Source organism: Allobosea caraganae (genome assembly GCF_003351345.1).
In the GTDB taxonomy this organism is placed as follows: Bacteria; Pseudomonadota; Alphaproteobacteria; order Rhizobiales; family Beijerinckiaceae; genus Allobosea; species Allobosea caraganae.
This window is the reverse complement of the sequence record NZ_QQTO01000019.1, coordinates 660,854-676,189: the sequence shown is the minus strand read 5'-3', so window position 1 is coordinate 676,189 and position 15,336 is coordinate 660,854. Positions and strand designations below refer to the sequence as shown.

The 15,336-nt window shown below is 67.7% G+C and carries 15 protein-coding genes; 3 read left to right on the top strand and 12 right to left on the bottom strand.

Annotated elements, in window-relative coordinates:
* Positions 1-92 precede the first annotated feature (92 nt).
* Together DWF00_RS11460 and DWF00_RS11455 are read left to right on the top strand one after the other, a co-directional pair.
* Complete coding sequence (locus DWF00_RS11460) at positions 93-785, top strand: DUF599 domain-containing protein (protein WP_114827684.1); 693 nt, start codon at positions 93-95, stop codon at positions 783-785.
* 31 nt (positions 786-816) lie between these two features.
* A complete protein-coding gene (locus tag DWF00_RS11455) occupies positions 817-1,101 on the top strand; it encodes a DUF3253 domain-containing protein (protein WP_114828020.1) in 285 nt (94 codons plus the stop codon).
* Between the two features lie 252 nt (positions 1,102-1,353).
* On the opposite strand, the gene DWF00_RS11450 is transcribed toward DWF00_RS11455, so the two are convergent.
* The 9 genes from DWF00_RS11450 to crcB all read right to left on the bottom strand — a co-directional run bounded on the left by DWF00_RS11450 (position 1,354) and on the right by crcB (position 9,590).
* Positions 1,354-2,142: a YdcF family protein gene (locus DWF00_RS11450; protein WP_114827683.1), complete on the bottom strand. Its 789-nt coding sequence runs from the start codon at positions 2,140-2,142 to the stop codon at positions 1,354-1,356.
* Between the two features lie 176 nt (positions 2,143-2,318).
* Complete coding sequence (locus DWF00_RS11445) at positions 2,319-2,846, bottom strand: lysozyme inhibitor LprI family protein (RefSeq protein ID WP_181832494.1); 528 nt, start codon at positions 2,844-2,846, stop codon at positions 2,319-2,321.
* A 52-nt stretch (positions 2,847-2,898) separates the two neighbouring features.
* Positions 2,899-3,519: a glutathione S-transferase family protein gene (locus DWF00_RS11440; RefSeq protein ID WP_114827681.1), complete on the bottom strand. Its 621-nt coding sequence runs from the start codon at positions 3,517-3,519 to the stop codon at positions 2,899-2,901.
* 219 nt (positions 3,520-3,738) lie between these two features.
* A complete protein-coding gene (locus DWF00_RS11435; protein ID WP_114827680.1) occupies positions 3,739-5,739 on the bottom strand; it encodes an acetyl-CoA carboxylase biotin carboxylase subunit in 2,001 nt (666 codons plus the stop codon).
* A gap of 115 nt (positions 5,740-5,854) precedes the next feature.
* Positions 5,855-6,292: a hypothetical protein gene (locus DWF00_RS11430; RefSeq protein WP_114827679.1), complete on the bottom strand. Its 438-nt coding sequence runs from the start codon at positions 6,290-6,292 to the stop codon at positions 5,855-5,857.
* Positions 6,293-6,466: 174 nt separating this feature from the next.
* Positions 6,467-7,147, bottom strand: coding sequence for an HAD-IA family hydrolase (locus DWF00_RS11425; protein ID WP_114827678.1), 681 nt, complete (start codon positions 7,145-7,147; stop codon positions 6,467-6,469).
* Between the two features lie 55 nt (positions 7,148-7,202).
* Complete coding sequence (locus DWF00_RS11420; RefSeq protein ID WP_114827677.1) at positions 7,203-7,697, bottom strand: hypothetical protein; 495 nt, start codon at positions 7,695-7,697, stop codon at positions 7,203-7,205.
* A 253-nt stretch (positions 7,698-7,950) separates the two neighbouring features.
* Positions 7,951-9,210, bottom strand: a complete 1,260-nt coding sequence (locus tag DWF00_RS11415; RefSeq protein ID WP_114827676.1) for an RluA family pseudouridine synthase — start codon at positions 9,208-9,210, stop codon at positions 7,951-7,953.
* On the bottom strand, positions 9,207-9,590 hold the full coding sequence (gene crcB / locus DWF00_RS11410; RefSeq protein WP_114827675.1) for a fluoride efflux transporter CrcB: 384 nt from the start codon (positions 9,588-9,590) through the stop codon (positions 9,207-9,209). Before crcB ends, DWF00_RS11415 begins: the two co-directional genes overlap by 4 nt.
* A 138-nt stretch (positions 9,591-9,728) precedes the next feature.
* On the opposite strand from crcB, the gene DWF00_RS11405 reads away from it, so the two are divergent.
* Positions 9,729-11,060 (top strand): hypothetical protein, encoded by a 1,332-nt coding sequence (locus DWF00_RS11405; RefSeq protein ID WP_114827674.1) that lies wholly within the window; start codon positions 9,729-9,731, stop codon positions 11,058-11,060.
* Positions 11,061-11,077: 17 nt separating this feature from the next.
* Here the strand turns inward: DWF00_RS11405 and DWF00_RS11400 are convergent, their stop codons facing one another.
* The 3 genes from DWF00_RS11400 to DWF00_RS11390 form a co-directional block, all read right to left on the bottom strand.
* Entirely contained in the window at positions 11,078-12,388 is a 1,311-nt protein-coding gene (locus DWF00_RS11400) for a replication-associated recombination protein A (protein WP_114827673.1), read from the bottom strand.
* Positions 12,385-13,818 (bottom strand): DegQ family serine endoprotease, encoded by a 1,434-nt coding sequence (locus tag DWF00_RS11395; RefSeq protein ID WP_425453096.1) that lies wholly within the window; start codon positions 13,816-13,818, stop codon positions 12,385-12,387. The genes DWF00_RS11400 and DWF00_RS11395 overlap by 4 nt, the downstream gene beginning before the upstream one ends.
* Before the next feature lie 354 nt (positions 13,819-14,172).
* Positions 14,173-15,162 (bottom strand): tripartite tricarboxylate transporter substrate-binding protein, encoded by a 990-nt coding sequence (locus DWF00_RS11390; RefSeq protein ID WP_114827672.1) that lies wholly within the window; start codon positions 15,160-15,162, stop codon positions 14,173-14,175.
* Positions 15,163-15,336: the final 174 nt, after the last annotated feature.

Here is a 15,336-nt window from a genome sequence, read left to right as displayed (position 1 = left end):
CTCGCGCCGGCACCGTGGCGGCTCGTGTTCTTCACGTCAATCGCGGCTTGCGATGCGATCACGCGCGCAGCACTCTGCCGCCGGGAGGAAACATGGCCGGATTCGCAACCATCGACGCCATCGCGCTGATCTTCTTCGTCGCGGCCTGGATCGCCTACCATGTCGCGGTCGAGGTCGGCCCGCATGCCGCGGGCAGCCTCAACGCGCGCATGAACATCCGGCGCGCCCGCTGGATCGAGGAATCGGTGCAGCGCGAGAACCGCATCATCGACACGCAGGTGATGAACGGCCTGCAGAACGGCACCGCCTTCTTCGCCTCGACCTCGCTGATCGCGATCGGCGGCGCGCTCAGCCTGCTGCAGGCGACCGACCGCGTCGCCCAGATCTTCGCCGACCTGCCCTTCGTCACCGAATCGACCCGCGCCGCCTGGGAGATCAAGGTGATCGGGCTGGCGGTGATCTTCGCCTACGCCTTCTTCAAGTTCTCCTGGAGCTACCGGCTGTTCAACTACTGCGCCATCCTGCTCGGCGCGATCCCCGCCGCGCGGCACCAGGACCTGCCGGAGACGAAGGCGGCGGTGCAGGAAACCATCGCGATGAACATCGCCGCCGGGCAGCATTTCAACCGCGGCCAGCGCGCCTTTTTCTTCGCGCTCGCCTATCTCGGCTGGTTCCTCAGCCCCTGGCTTTTCCTGATCGCGACGGCAGCCGTGCTGACCGTGATGTGGCGCCGGCAATTCGCCTCGGATTCCTCGCGCGTCTTCAGAGGCGACGGCAAGGCTTGACGAAGCCGCCCCGCCACGCCTCATGGGCGGCATGACCGATCAGACCGAAGCCCTTGAAGCCGCCATCCTCACCTTGCTCGCCGAACGCGGGCCGGGTCACACGATCAGCCCGACCGAGGCGGCGCGCGCCGTCGGCGGCGCCCATCCCGACGGCTGGGGCCCGCTGATGCAGCCCATCCGCAGAATCGCAATCAGGCTGATGAAGGAGGGCAAGCTCGTCATCACCCGCAAGGGCCGGCTAGTCGACCCCGACGACTTCCGTGGCGTCTACCGGCTCAGCCTGCCGGGTGACGATCAGAGCGACGAGACCGTTTGAGAATTCGCTAGAGCATGATGCCGAAAAGTGGGAACCGGTTTTCGGACGACATCATGCTCTAACTCTTTGATGAGAGACGGATTCAGATTTCAGATGGGATCGCTTTGCGATTCCATACGAAATCATCCGGCTCTAGCGTGAGCCGGCTGGCGTGGTTGCCGAGAACCGGAGCGCAGCGGACGTTTGTCCGTGAGCACCGGAAGCGCAGACAACCGCGTCAGACGGCCTCGCCAGTAGAATTCGCAGACGGTCTCAGGGTCCGGGGTAGAGGGCGTCGGTATAGCCCATCGCCCAATAGGCCAGCAGGCCGACCCATTCCTTGGTGCCGTCCTTGGCGATGTCGAGCCCGCGCGCGGCCTCGCGATAGGGCAGCACGAAATCGGTCGTCTCGCCGGAGGTGAGATAGTCGACCGGGAAGGCCTCGACATGGAAGCCCGCCTTGCGGAACACGCCCATGGAGCGCGGCATGTGCCAGGCCGAGGTCACCAGGAGCCAGCGCTCGCCGGGCTTGGGATCGACGAGGCGGCGGGTGAACGCGGCATTCTCGCGGGTGTTGCGCGACTTGTCCTCGAAGATCAGCCGCTCCGGCGGCAGGCCGAGTTCCGCGAAGAGCTTCCTCGCGCCGTCCGTCTCGGTCATGCCCGAGGAGGAGAGCGGGTTCTCGCCGCCGCCGGTGAAGACGAGCTTGGCCTGCGGATGCAGCCGCGCCAGCTCGACCGCCTTGGTCATGCGCGTCGCCTTGTCGTTCAGGGTGGCTTCGCCGCGCAGCATGCTGACAGCGCCGCCGAGCACGATGATGCCGGCGACCGGCCCCTTCGCCGCATCCTGCTGCGGAAAGCGATCCTCCAGAGGCCGGACGATGATGCGCGGCAGCGGGCTGAAGGCGAGCAGCACCAGGCCGAGTATGGCGAGGAGGCCGAGCCGGCGCCCGAAGCGGGCGAAGCGCGTGAAGGCAAGCAGCGCCGCAAGCGCGGCCAACAGGATCAGCAGGTTCACCGGCGAGAGCGCGAACCAGACGAGTTTTGACACGAAGAAGAACATCGGCGCTCCCAGCAAATATCAGGCCTCTAGCCGATGAATGCTGACGAGCCGCTAACAGCTCGCCCGCCTCCAAGCCCATCGGCCCCTCGCCGTCATTGCGAGCGTTAGCGAAGCAATCCAGGGGGACCGGGTGAGCGAGACCCCCTGGATTGCTTCGCTAACGCTCGCAATGACGACTAGCGGATGATCTGCGGCGGATTGTTGCTCGGCCGGCGCTGGCTGGCGGCGCGCTGGGTGATGGCGCGCTCGAGCTCGAGCGAGCGGTTCGCGACCTCGCGCAACTCGCAGCCGGCCTGCATCCCCGCTGCACGGGCCACCGGCTGCGTGCTGCCATAGAAGGCGCATTTCTGCGCGACATAGCCCTCCCAGGCCAGTTGCAGCGAGGCGAACTGGCCGCGCGAGCCTGAATCGGTGGCACGCATCACGGCGAGGCTCGCCAGCTCCAGCCGCTCGCGCCAGACCGCCTCCTCGCGCCGGGCGCAGGTGGTCTCGGCATCGCGCCGGTCGCCGGTGACGGCGCGCACGCAGGTCACCGCGATCAAGCCGACGCAGGCGCCGGTGGCCGTCGAACTCTGGCGCAGGCAGCTCGCCATTTGCGCGCGGTCGACGGCAAGCGTCGGGTTCGGCACGGGCGGCGTCTGCGCCAGGGCCGGGGCAGTCGCGACGAGCGCAAAGAGGAGGGCCGAAGCCGATTTCATCATCATGCCCAACATCATGGCAGCCATCGCGGCCGGATCAAGGCGCCCAAGGGCAAGTTCACGAGATCGGCACCGGCAAGGCCGGCTTGGCGGCGGGCCTGGCCGAGACCATCTCGTACCAGCGCTCGACATGCGGCCGCTTCGTGCGCTGCACCGGCAGGTTGAGCCAGCGATGCGCGCCGGGCGCGACCGTGATATCGGCCATGCCGAAGCGCTCATTGGCGAGGTAGCTGCGCTGGGCGAGATGCGCATCGAGGATCGCCATCAGCGCCTCGGTGCGGGCGATCGCGTTTTCGACCACGGCCGGGTCGCGCTGCTCGGGCGGCGTGCGCAGCAGCATGCGGAAGCCGGGATTGAGCGCCGGCTGCAGCTCGGCGATCATCCAGTCCATCCAGCGGTCGGATTCGGCCCGCAGCGCCGGATCCTCCTCCCAAATCCAGCCGGCGCCGTAGCGGGCGGCGAGATAGCGCACGATGCTGTTGGATTCCCAGATGCAGATTTCGCCGTCCTCCAGCACCGGCACGAGCCCGTTCGGATTCTTGGCGCGATAGGTCGGGCCGCTGGTGCCGCCAAAGGCCCCGCCGACATCGATGCGCTCGAAGGTCTGGCCGACCTCGCCGGCCGCCCAGACCGCCTTCTGCACGTTGATGGAGCTGATGCGCCCCCAGATCGTCAGCATATCGGGCTCCGCGCCGCTATCCGGCGGGCGGGATTGTCCCGCCAGGGATGAAGGAAAGCAAATTTGTTTTGTTGCACAGCACTTAGCGGGCTTGGCGAAACCTCCCCGCGTCATCCCGGCCGGAGCGCCGGGATCCATCGTAAGGTTCAGCACTCCCGTCATGCTGGGGCTTATCCCGAGCATGACGGGGGAAAGGTAGCATGCCGGAATGCCGTGCCTTCAGGCGAATTCCATGATGACGGCGTCGACGGCGAGCGAGTCGCCCTCCTTCGCCAGGATCTTGGCGATGGTGACGTCCTTCTCGGCGCGCAGCACGTTCTCCATCTTCATCGCCTCGACCATGCAGAGCGGCTCGCCGGCCTTGACCTCCTGGCCGACCTTGACCGACACGGCCTTGACCAGGCCGGGCATCGGGCAGAGCAGGAACTTGCCGGTATCGGCCGCGACCTTCTCCGGCATCAAGGCTGCAAGCTCGGCCTCGCGCGGCGTATAGACCCGGGCATTGGCATAGGCGCCGGCATGGCCGAGCGCGACGCCGTTCAGGATGGCGCGGACCTGGGCCGCGACCTTGACGCCGTCGAGCGTGCCCTGCCAGACCGGCTCGCCCGGCCGCCAGCCGCTCGCGACTGCGATGCTGCGCTCGCCGATCTCGATCGTGAGCGTGCCGCCCTGCTCCGTGACCTGCCCCTCGAAGCTGGCCTTGCCGAGCGCGACGATGCGGGTGCGCTCGAACTCGACCTTGCGCCAGCCCTCCATCTGGGCCGAGACGTGGCGCTTGCGCTGGTTGAGCTTGTGGTCGCAGGCGATCGCGATCACCGCCATGCGCAGCGCCGTCTCACCCTTCGGCTCCGGCAGCGCAAAACCCTCCGGGAACTCCTCGGCGATGAAGCCGGTCGAAAGGTTGCCGGCGATCCAGCGCGGATGCTGCATCAGCGCCGAGACGAACGGGATGTTGTGGCGGATGCCGTCGATGGCGAAGGCGTCGAGCGCGCGCGCCTGCGCCTTGATCGCCGCCTCGCGCGTCGGCGCATGCGTCACCAGCTTGGCGATCATCGGGTCGTAGTAGATCGAAATCTCGCCGCCCTCGAACACGCCGGTATCGTTGCGCACGGTGGCCTCGCCGTCGGGCCCCTCGGCCGGCGGGCGATAGGTCACGAGCCGCCCGGTCGAGGGCAGGAAGTTGCGGGTCGGGTCCTCGGCATAGACGCGGCTCTCGACCGCCCAGCCGTTGAGCTTGACGTCCTCCTGCCTGATCGCGAGCTTCTCGCCATAGGCGACGCGGATCATCTGCTCGACGAGGTCGACGCCGGTGATCATCTCGGTGACGGGGTGCTCGACCTGGAGGCGGGTGTTCATCTCGAGGAAGTAGAACGACTTGTCCTGGCCAGCGACGAATTCGACCGTCCCCGCCGAATCGTAGTTCACGGCCTTGGCCAGCGCGACGGCCTGCTCGCCCATCTTGCGGCGGGTCGCCTCATCGAGCAGCGGCGACGGCGCCTCCTCGACGACTTTCTGGTTGCGGCGCTGGATCGAGCATTCGCGCTCGCCGAGATAGATGACGTTACCGTGCTTGTCGCCGAGCACCTGGATCTCGATGTGGCGCGGGTCGACGATGAACTTCTCGACGAAGACGCGGTCGTCGCCGAAGGAAGACGCCGCCTCGGACTTGGCGCGGGCAAAGCCCTCGGCGACCTCGCCGGCCGAATGGGCGATGCGCATGCCCTTGCCGCCGCCGCCGGCCGAGGCCTTGATCATCACGGGGTAGCCGATCTCGTCGGAGATCTTCACCGCATGGGCGGGGTCTTCGATGATGCCGAGATGGCCGGGGACGGTCGAGACGTTCGCCGCGGCCGCCGCCTTCTTCGATTCGATCTTGTCGCCCATCGCGGCGATCGCGCCCGGATTAGGGCCGATGAAGACGATGCCGTTCTCTTTCAGCGCCTGGGCGAAGGCCTCGCGCTCGGAGAGGAAGCCGTAGCCGGGATGCACGGCCTCGGCGCCCGTCTGCTTGCAGGCGGCGACGATCTTGTCGATCTGGAGGTAGGATTCGGCGGCAGGCGCAGCGCCGATATGGACGGCCTCGTCGGCCATCTCGACATGGAGCGCATCGCGGTCGGCATCGGAATAGACCGCGACCGTCTTGATGCCCATGCGGCGCGCCGTCTTGATGACGCGGCAGGCGATCTCGCCACGGTTCGCGATCAGGATCTTCGTGAACATGCGCGGCGTCCCCCGGCTGCCATAGACTATGACAGTCGGATGTATTGGAGGCCGGCGCTCACGTCCACTGATGCGAAGGTCGCGCGACGACGTCGTGCGCCCTGCCCTCGCTGGCTCAGCTGGCCAGCAGCATCCGCTCGCTGCTGAGGCGTTGCGCGCTGAGGGCGCCCTTGCGCATGGCGAAAGCGAGCAACAGCTCGTCGCAGCGCTCGGCCTCGCGCACGATCTCGAAGGCGATGCGCTGGGCCGTCGCGGTCGGGCCATCGCCGGATGAGAGCGTCGCCACCAGCCAATGCGCCTTCTCGCGGTCGATCACGCCGGTCGGGCGGCTTTCCCAGACCGTGAAGTCGACGGTGAGCGCGACCAGGTAATCGGCGAAGCTGGTCGCGCTGTCCGGCACGGCACGGTCGAGTGCGATGAGAACATCGATGACGTCGCGGCTCATGACGCTGTCCAGCAAGATTTCGCGCTGAAGCATCTTGACGTCTTCGTCGTCGATCGCATGCCTGTCCATCACGCGATCGACGAATTCACGAAGTTCATGGCTGATCATTGTTCAACCCCTGTCCGGCGTTGTTTTATGCCGGGTTGTTCCTGTTGCAGGAACACCATGAGGGGTGAGAGGCCATCAGGTGGTTAACGGCCAAATCTGAACGTGTGTTCAGGTTAAACGCTACTGAGCGGACGTGGTTGCGAGGGTGTTACTGAGGCGAGGCCGTCAGTGCGCTCACGCCGGCTCGGTCACCAGCAGCCGGTCGAGCACGCCGGACAATTCGGAGCAGTGATTCAGCACGGCGCGCGCGCCCAGTGCCTGCAAGCTCGCAACCGGCTGGAAGCCCCAGGACACCGCGATGGGCGCCACGCCGGCGGCAACCGCCATCTCGATGTCGAAGGAGCTGTCCCCGACCATCGCGGTCTGCTCCGGCCGCGTGCCCGTCTCGCTCATCGCCCGCAGGATCATGCCGGGATGCGGCTTCGAGGGCGCGTCATCGGCACTCTGGAACGTGGTGAAGTATTTCTGCCAGCCATAGCGCTCGACGATGTACTCCAAGCCCCGGCGCGACTTGCCGGTGGCGATGCCGAGCCGCATGCCCGGCCGCACCGCCAGTTCGGCCAGCATCGCCTCGACGCCCGGAAAGAGCGGCTCGGCCAGGGACGGATCGGTCTCGGCCTGGACGCGCATCGCGCCAAAGACCTCGCGATAGGTCTCGGTCAGCGTGTCGTCCGGCTTGTCGAGCCCGGCCAGCCGTGCCAGCGCGATATCCAGCGTCAGCCCGACGATGCCGAGGCCCGCCTCACGGCCGGGATGGGCCAGCCCGCAGCGCGCGAAGGTCACGTACTGGGCCTCAAGGATGATGGCGGCTGAATCGATCAGCGTGCCGTCGAGATCGAAGATGACGAGGGACATGGCCGCCGTTTAGCCCGAAACGCGCGGCCGGGCCATCACCTCTGGCGCGCGTCGCTCATGACTGGGTCGCGCGGGCGCATTCAGTGATCGCCTTGCGCAGCTCCTCGCCGTCGAGCCCCTTGGCCCGGCTCTCCTTGCGGCATTCGGCGCGAGCGGCGAGGTCGGGCCGCTTCGCCTTGAAGCAGGAGGTCAGGGCGTCGCGCCGCGCGGTACCGGAGAGGCTGCGCTCATCAGCCTCGGTCTTGCAGGCGCTACGGGCCGCGACCGCGGTCGGCTTGCCGTCGCGCGTCAGGCCGTCGCGCGCATAGAGCTGCACGCCCGGGAACCTGCCTTGAATGCAGTCGCGCATGGCTTGGCGCAGGTCGTCGCCGGAGAGCGCGACGTTCTCGGCCAGGCAATCCTGGCGCGCCTTGGCCCGCTCGGCCCGCGGCACCGGCTCGTCGGCTGTTACCGCGGCGGCGGTCGGTTTGGGCGCGGCAGGAGCCTGCGCATGGGCGGAAACGGCCAGCGAAAGTGTCAGGCCAGCGAGAATGAAGGCGAAACGCATCATCGGAGCACCTGCGTCAGAGGATTGAGAACAAAATTAGAACATAATCGATTTTGTTCTGCAAGCGTTCTCTTACGCAAAGTCAGCTGAAACCCGACTTAGGCCCGTCGACCGATATGCCCTCCGCGTCATCCCGGCCGCAGCGAAGCGGAGCGCCGGGATCCACCGTAGAGCGCCGGAGCCTTACGATGGATCCCGGAGCGGCGCGGCTTCGCCGCTTGTCCGGGATGACGCGGGTGAGATTCCGCTGAGTGCTCTATTCATCCGGCGCGTCGACGATCGGATCGTAAGGTGCATCCTCGAAGCCGAGCAGGTTCCAGCTCTGGCGCATATGCGGCGGCAGCGGCGCGCTGACGTCGATCGTGCCCTTGCCGCGCGGATGCGGCAGAACGATCCGCCGCGCCAGCAGATGCAGCTTGTTCTGGATACCGCCGGGCAGCTCCCAATTGCTGATGTTGAAATACTTGGGGTCGCCGACGATCGGGTGGCCGATATGGGCGGCGTGGGCGCGCAGTTGGTGGGTGCGGCCGGTCACCGGCTTGAGCGAGAGCCAGGCAAGCTTCTGCGCGGCGGTCTCGACCACGGCGTAATAGGTCACGGCATGCATGGCGCCGTCATCGCCATGCTTGGCCACCGCCATGCGCTGGTCGCCGTCATAGGCTTCCTCGCGGGCGAGGTAGGTCGAGATCCGGCCCTGGCGCACGCGCGGCACGCCGGCGACCAGCGCCCAATAGACCTTTCGCGCAGAGCGCGAGCGGAAGGTCTTGGCCAGGGTCGCAGCCGCGAAGCGCGACTTGGCGATGACGAGGCAGCCCGAGGTGTCCTTGTCGAGCCGGTGCACCAGGCGCGGCTTCTGGCCGTCCTTGCCGGTCAGCGCGTCGAGCAGGCCGTCGACATGGCGCGTCGTGCCCGAGCCGCCCTGCACGGCGAGGCCCGCCGGCTTGTTGAGGACCATGACGTCGTCGTCCTCATAGAGCGTGATCGAGCGCAGGAAGCCGATCGTATCGGCATCGGCCTTGAGCGAGCGCGGCCGCTCGGCCTGCGGTTCCAGCTTGAGCGGCGGGATGCGCACGGTCTGGCCGGCCTCGAGCCGGTCCTTGCTGTCGGCGCGCTTGCCGTTGACGCGCAATTCGCCCTTCCGGACGATGCGCTGGATATGGCTGAAGGAGAGCTGCGGGAAGCGCGCCTCGAGGAAGCGGTCGATCCGCATCTCGTTCTCGTCCGGGGTCACGACGAGCTGCTGCACGCCGGTCGCCAGAACCTCGGCGGTCGTCGCCTTCACCTCGGCGCGTGTCGGCCCAGCCGGGCGGGCGGGTTTTGCGGCAACGGGTTTGCGCGTGGTCGGAACGCGGACGATCGTCTCGGCCAGATCCGGCTTCGCCTTGGCCGAGGCCTGCGCCCGCCGGCGCGCATCATGGCTCGGACGCCGCTTGGCGCCCCCGGTCGCCGGGGGCCTGCCGTCACGCTTCGGACCGCTGGCGCCCTTGCCGCCCGTCCCCTTGCCGCCCTGCCTCATGACAGCCCCCGCACGATCGCAAGCCCGCCGACGAGCGCGGCGAGCGACAGGATGACCGAACCCAGCACGTAGACACCCGCAAGCCCGGCCTCGCCGCGCTCCCAGAGCAGCACCGCGTCGAGCGAGAAGGCCGAGAAGGTGGTGAAGCCGCCGAGGATGCCGGTGGTCAGGAAGAGCCGCGCATTCTGCGTCCAGGCGAAATCCGCCTTGAAGGCCAGCCAGCCGGCGACCAGCCCCATGACTCCGGAGCCGACGATGTTGATCGCCATGGTGCCATATGGAAAGGCCATGCCGAGCCATTTCGGCACGGCAAGGTTGACGCCATGGCGCAGCACGCCACCAATGCCGGCGCCGATGAAGACGAGAAAAGCGGATGTCATCGCACTGCAATAGCCAGCGCGCCCGGCCCATACAAACGAAATCGGCCCGCTTCGCTGATTTGGCCGCCGCCTGAGCGTCGACAATTGCCGTTGCGCGAACCAAGATGCGCGCCCGCAGCCGAACTCGTCGGGCCAAAGATGGAATGCGCGAGAGCCCTCGCGGGTGACGGCCCCGGCCAGCGCCTCGCCACGATCATGCTGCTGCTCCTCGCCGCGTTCGCCGCCGCTTGCCCCGAGCGCGCGCGCGCCGCACCCGCTCGGCTCAAGCCGGCACAGGCGCCCAGCTTCGCGCGCGCCTGCACGATCGCGCCATTCGAGGGAACGCCGCTCTTCGCCAGCCCTCCCGCGGCAGCGGCCCCGAGCGCGGCCAAGGAGGAGAGCGACGACGCGGACGACAACAGCGACGACGATAGTGATGACGACGACGCCGATGACGACAGCGTGCATGGCTACATCGTGCCGGGCACCGGCACCTGCCTGTCGATCAGCGGCTCCGTCAATGCCGGCATGCAGTACGATGCCTATCGCGTCTCACGCTCGGCCCCGCCGCCTCCGCCGAATGCGACCTCGACGCAGGTCAGCGCCAGCTTCACCATCACGACCTCGCACGACCTCGCCTCGGGCCTGCGCATCGGCTCCATCTTCAGCCTGTCGATGCGCAATCCGCCAGATAGCGACCAGGGCATGACCATCGACGAGGCCACGGTCTCCATCGGCCCGTGGACCTTCGGCATGGCCGATTCCCGCTTCAGCTTCTGGGGTGGCGACGATTTCAACACCAGCGCACAGGTGCCCAGCCGCACTGTCGGCCTCATCGGCCTCGACCTGCCGTTGACCGAAAGCTGGACGGCCAGCCTCTCGCTCGAAGACCCGGCGCTGGGCTCGACCTCGAGCATCCCCGTCCAGGAGGGCCGGCGCGTGCCGGACGGCGTCGCCCGGTTGGTCTATGCCTCCGGCCCCTGGACGGTGCACACGGCGCTGGCGCTGCGCGACATCCCGGGTTCGCCGGACAGGCTCGGCCGGGCCGGCATCATCGGCGCGACCTACGAGGCCGATATCCTCGGTAAGCCGAGCAACATCTCCGGCCAGATCGTCGGCGGCATCGACAGCGCCCCCTATCTCGGCTCCAACCTCGACACGCGGGTGGTGCGGCAGGTCCTGTTCGGCGGCGATCCGACCCGCGGTTTCTCGGCCGTGCTCTCGACACATCGCGAATGGACCGACGAGATCGCCACCAATGCCTATGTCAGCCGCTATTGGCTCTCGGTGCCGCTTGCCGGTCAGGCGGAGGGCAAGATCAGGATCGACCGCGCCACCGCCAACCTGGTCTGGACGCCGGTCGATGGCTTCAAGGCTGGCGTCGAAACCTCGGTCGCCTGGGCCCAGTTCTCGCTTGGCGGCCGCGTGATTCCGGCCGGGCTGGCGGGCCGGCAGATCACCACGCAGGTCTTCATCGAGCGGACGTTTTGACGCCCTGAAACGCGGCGCTACTCGCCGCCCCGCTCCGCCCGCAGCTTCGCCCAGTATTCCAGCCGCTTCCTGATCTCGCGCTCGAAGCCGCGCTCCGGCGGATCGTAGAATTGCTGCCGCCCCAGCGCGTCCGGCCAATAGTTCTGGCCCGAGAAGGCGTCGGGCGCGTCGTGGTCGTAGAAATAATCCTCGCCGTAGCCCTCCTCCTTCATCAGCTTGGTCGGGGCGTTCAGGATGGTCTTGGGCGGCATCAGCGAGCCGCCCTGCTTGGCCGCGCGCACCGCGGCCTTGTAGGCCATGTAGGCCGCGTTCGATTTCGGCGCGGTCGCGAGGTAGATCACCGTGTTGGCGAGCGCGAGCTCGCCCTCGGGCGAGCCGAGCTGCTCATAGGTCTCGGCCGCGGCCCGCGCATGCACCAGCGCCTGCGGATCGGCCAGCCCGATATCCTCGACCGCCATCCGCACCAGCCGCCGCGCCAGGAAACGCGGGTCCTCACCGGCATCAAGCATGCGGGCAAAGTAGTACAGCGCCGCATCGGGATCGGAGCCGCGGATCGTCTTGTGCAGCGCCGAGATCAGGTTGTAGTGGCCGTCCTGCGCCTTGTCGTAGATCGGCGCGCGGCGCTGGATCACCTCGGAGAGGCCGGCCTCGTCGAATATCTCGTCGGGCTTGGCGGCGCGCCAGGTCTCCTCGGCCAAGGTCAGCACGGCGCGGCCATCGCCATCGGCGAAACGCGCCAGCGCCAGACGCGCCTCCGGCGTCAGCGGCAGCTCGCGGTTCTCCAGCAGCTCGGCCCGGCCGAGCAGGAAGAGCAGCGCTGGTTCGTCGAGCGATTTGAAGGTCAGCACCCGGGCGCGCGACAGCAACGCCGCGTTGAGCGCGAAGGACGGGTTCTCGGTCGTGGCGCCGATCAGGGTGATCGTGCCGTCTTCCATCACCGGCAGGAACGCGTCCTGCTGGGCCCGGTTGAAGCGGTGGATCTCGTCGACGAAGAGCAAGGTGCCCTTGCCGCCGAGCCTGCGTCCTCGCGCTGCCTCGAACACCTTCTTGAGATCGGCGACGCCGGAGAAGATCGCGCTGATCTGCTCGAAGCCGAGATCGACCAGGCCGGCGAGCAGCCGCGCCACAGTGGTCTTGCCGGTGCCGGGTGGACCCCAGAAGATCAGGCTGCCGAGCGAGCCGGAGGCGACGAGCCGGGTCAGCGCCCCGTCCGGCCCGGTCAGGTGCTCCTGGCCGGAGACCTCGCCGAGCGTCGTCGGCCTGACGCGGTCGGCGAGCGGGCGCGGGCCGCTCTTGTCGAGGCCGGAGGCGGCGAAGAGGTCGCTCACCCCGGGAATACCGAGGTGATGGTCTGGCCGCCGCGCGAGATCGTCACCTCCCAGGCGCGCTTGCGCTCCTTGAAGGCGGTCTCGACATCGCGCGAGCTCTTCATGCGCTCGCCGTTCAGCGCCATGATGATGTCGCCCTTCTGGAAGCCGATGCGCGCCGCGGTGCTGCCCTCGCCGACATCGCTGACGACGACGCCGTCGGCGCCTGCTTCGAGAGCCATTTCCTCGGCAACCGCCGGCGAGAGGTTGAGCAGGGTCGCGCCGGAGAGCGGCGAGCGTCCCGACAGCGTCACCGGCTCGCGCGGGCGCGTCTCCGGCGCGGGTTCGAGCTTGACCGGAATGGTGATGCGCTTGCCGCCGCGCAGCACGGTGAGGCTGGCCGTGCCGCCGAGCGGGCGCGTCGCGAACCGATAGCCGAAGGCCTCGGGATCATCCACCGCAACGCCGTCCACGGCGAGGATGACGTCGGAGCGCTTCAAGCCGCCATCGGCGGCGGGGCCACCATCGACCAGGCTGACGACGGCGGAGCCGGCCGGCCGGTCGAGGCCGAGCCCGTCGGCGACATCGGCGGTCAGCGCCTGCAGGCGCGCGCCGAACCAGGGCCGGCGCACGGTGCTGACGCCGGCTTTGGCGCTGTCCACGACGAGCCGGACCATGCCGGAGGGGATGGCGAAGCCGATGCCCTGATTGCCGCCCGAACGCGAGAAGATCGCGGTGTTGATGCCGATCAGCCTGCCGTCCATGTCGACCAGCGCGCCGCCGGAATTGCCGGGGTTGATGGCCGCGTCGGTCTGGATGAAGGACTGCGCGTCGGCGACGCCGATCTGCGTGCGCGCCAGCGCCGAGACGATGCCCTGCGTCACCGTCTGGCCGACGCCGAACGGGTTGCCGATCGCCAGCACGAGATCGCCGATCTGGACCTGGTCGGCATCGGCGAGGTCGAGCGCCGGCAGGTCCTTGGCGCCCTTCAGCTTGAGCACGGCGAGATCGGTGCGCGGATCGCGCAGCAGGATCTCGGCATCCATCTCGCGCTTGTCGGCGAAGGCGATCTTGACCTCGCTCATGTTCTCGATGACGTGGTTGTTGGTCACCACCAGCCCCGAGCCATCGACGATCACGCCGGAGCCGAGCGAGCGCTGCACCCGCTCGCGCGGCACGCCGAAGCCGCGATCGCCGAAGAAGCGGCGGAAGAACGGGTCGTCCATGAACGGGTTCGGCGCCTGCTTTTCGACGCGCGAGCCATAGACGTTGACCACGGAGGCCGCGGTCTTGTTCGCGATCGGCGCGAAGGAGAGCTTGATCTGCTGGCGGCTCTCGGGGGCCTGCCGCGTCTGGGCGAGCGCCGGCATCGGCGCGAGGCCGATCAAGAGCGTCATGGCCGCACAGGCGACGAGCGCCCTGCTCCGGGTGAGCATGTTTCCACGGGCCATGCTTCTCTCCACGCTGAAACCAAACACTGATTCTGCTGCTGTCATACGGATTAGCCGCGATCGCCGTCGCAGGAAACGCGCCATCGCTGATGGCCTCAATCTATGGCCGGATCGTGATCTGGCTAGACCTAATCCAGGGCTCCCCCACCTTCTGGCTAGACCTAATCCAGAAGGCGAGGGAGCCCTCTCCTGTAAGGAGAGGGTTGGGTGAGGTGTAGGCCGTTTGACGCTTTAGCCGTGACCTGACCGCTGCCGCGCAGAGTTTCACTGGTGTTCTGGCCAACACCTCACCCTGCCCTCTCCTTACAGGAGAGGGTTCCCCGCGCTTGCTGGTTGTCCCCTGGAGGAAACCCTTCACTTGTCCTGCAGCAGCAGCCGGTACTTCTCGATCTCGCCCGGCACCATGCCGCCGACATAGGCCGGCGTCAGCTCGTCCGCCGCCGGCATCACCGAGGAGAGCTCCTTGAATCGGCCGCGCAGGTTCTCGCTCGCGAGCGCCGTGCGCAAGGCCTGGTTGAGCTTCATGATGATCGGCTCCGGTGTGCCCTTTGGCGCGAAGAGCGCGTTCCAGCCCTGCGCCTCGAAGGCCGGCAGCCCGGCCTCGCGCGAGGTCGGCACCTCCGGAAGGTTCTCGAGCCGCTGCGGCGTCGCCACCGCCAGCGCCTTGACCTTGGCGCCCTGCACCGCGCCGGAAAGCGAAGTCGCGGCGTCGCAGACGCCGTCGATCTGGCCGCCCATCGCGTCGGTGAGCGCCGGCCCCGCGCCGCGATAGCTCACCAGCGCGACGTCGACGCCGGCCGCCTTGATGAAGTTGCGGCAGATCAGGTAGTTCGACGAGCCGACGCCGGCATGGCCGAGGCTAACCTTGCCGGGGTTCTTCTTGGCGTAGTCGACGAATTCCAGCAGGGTCTTCGCGGGGAAGTCGAGCTTGAGCGCGATCATCGGCGAGGTCTTGGCGACGAGCCCGATCGGCGCGAAATCCGCTTGGGTGTACTTGAGGTCGGGATAGATCGTGTAGGAGGCGGCATTGGTGCCGCTATTGCCGATCACGATCGTATAGCCGTCCGGCTCGGCCCGCGCCGCCCGCGTCAGGGCGGTCGCCCCGCCCGCGCCGCCCATGTTCTCCATGACGATGCGCTGGCCGAGCACGCGGCCCATCTCGTCGCCTACCAGCCGCGCGATCACGTCCGACGAGCCGCCGGCGGCGAAGGGCACGATCATGGTGATCGGCTTCGACGGGTAGGCGTCCTGCGCCATGGCGGGCGCGGCGATAGCCAGGGCTGCCACGGAAGCGAAGCCTGCGGCCAAGGCGAGCCTGCGCGTCGGCGAAATCCGGTAAGTCATGGTCCCCTCCCTTTTCGTGGTCTCTTCGGACCGGGTCATGTTTGAAGGGAGGCTAGAGCATCGGACCGAAAAGTGGAATCCGGTTTTCGGAAAGATCCGATGCAATGACAAAAGCCTAGATCGCCACTTTGCGTCCGATAGGACGCACGGCGATCTAGCATCCGAACCGCGGCT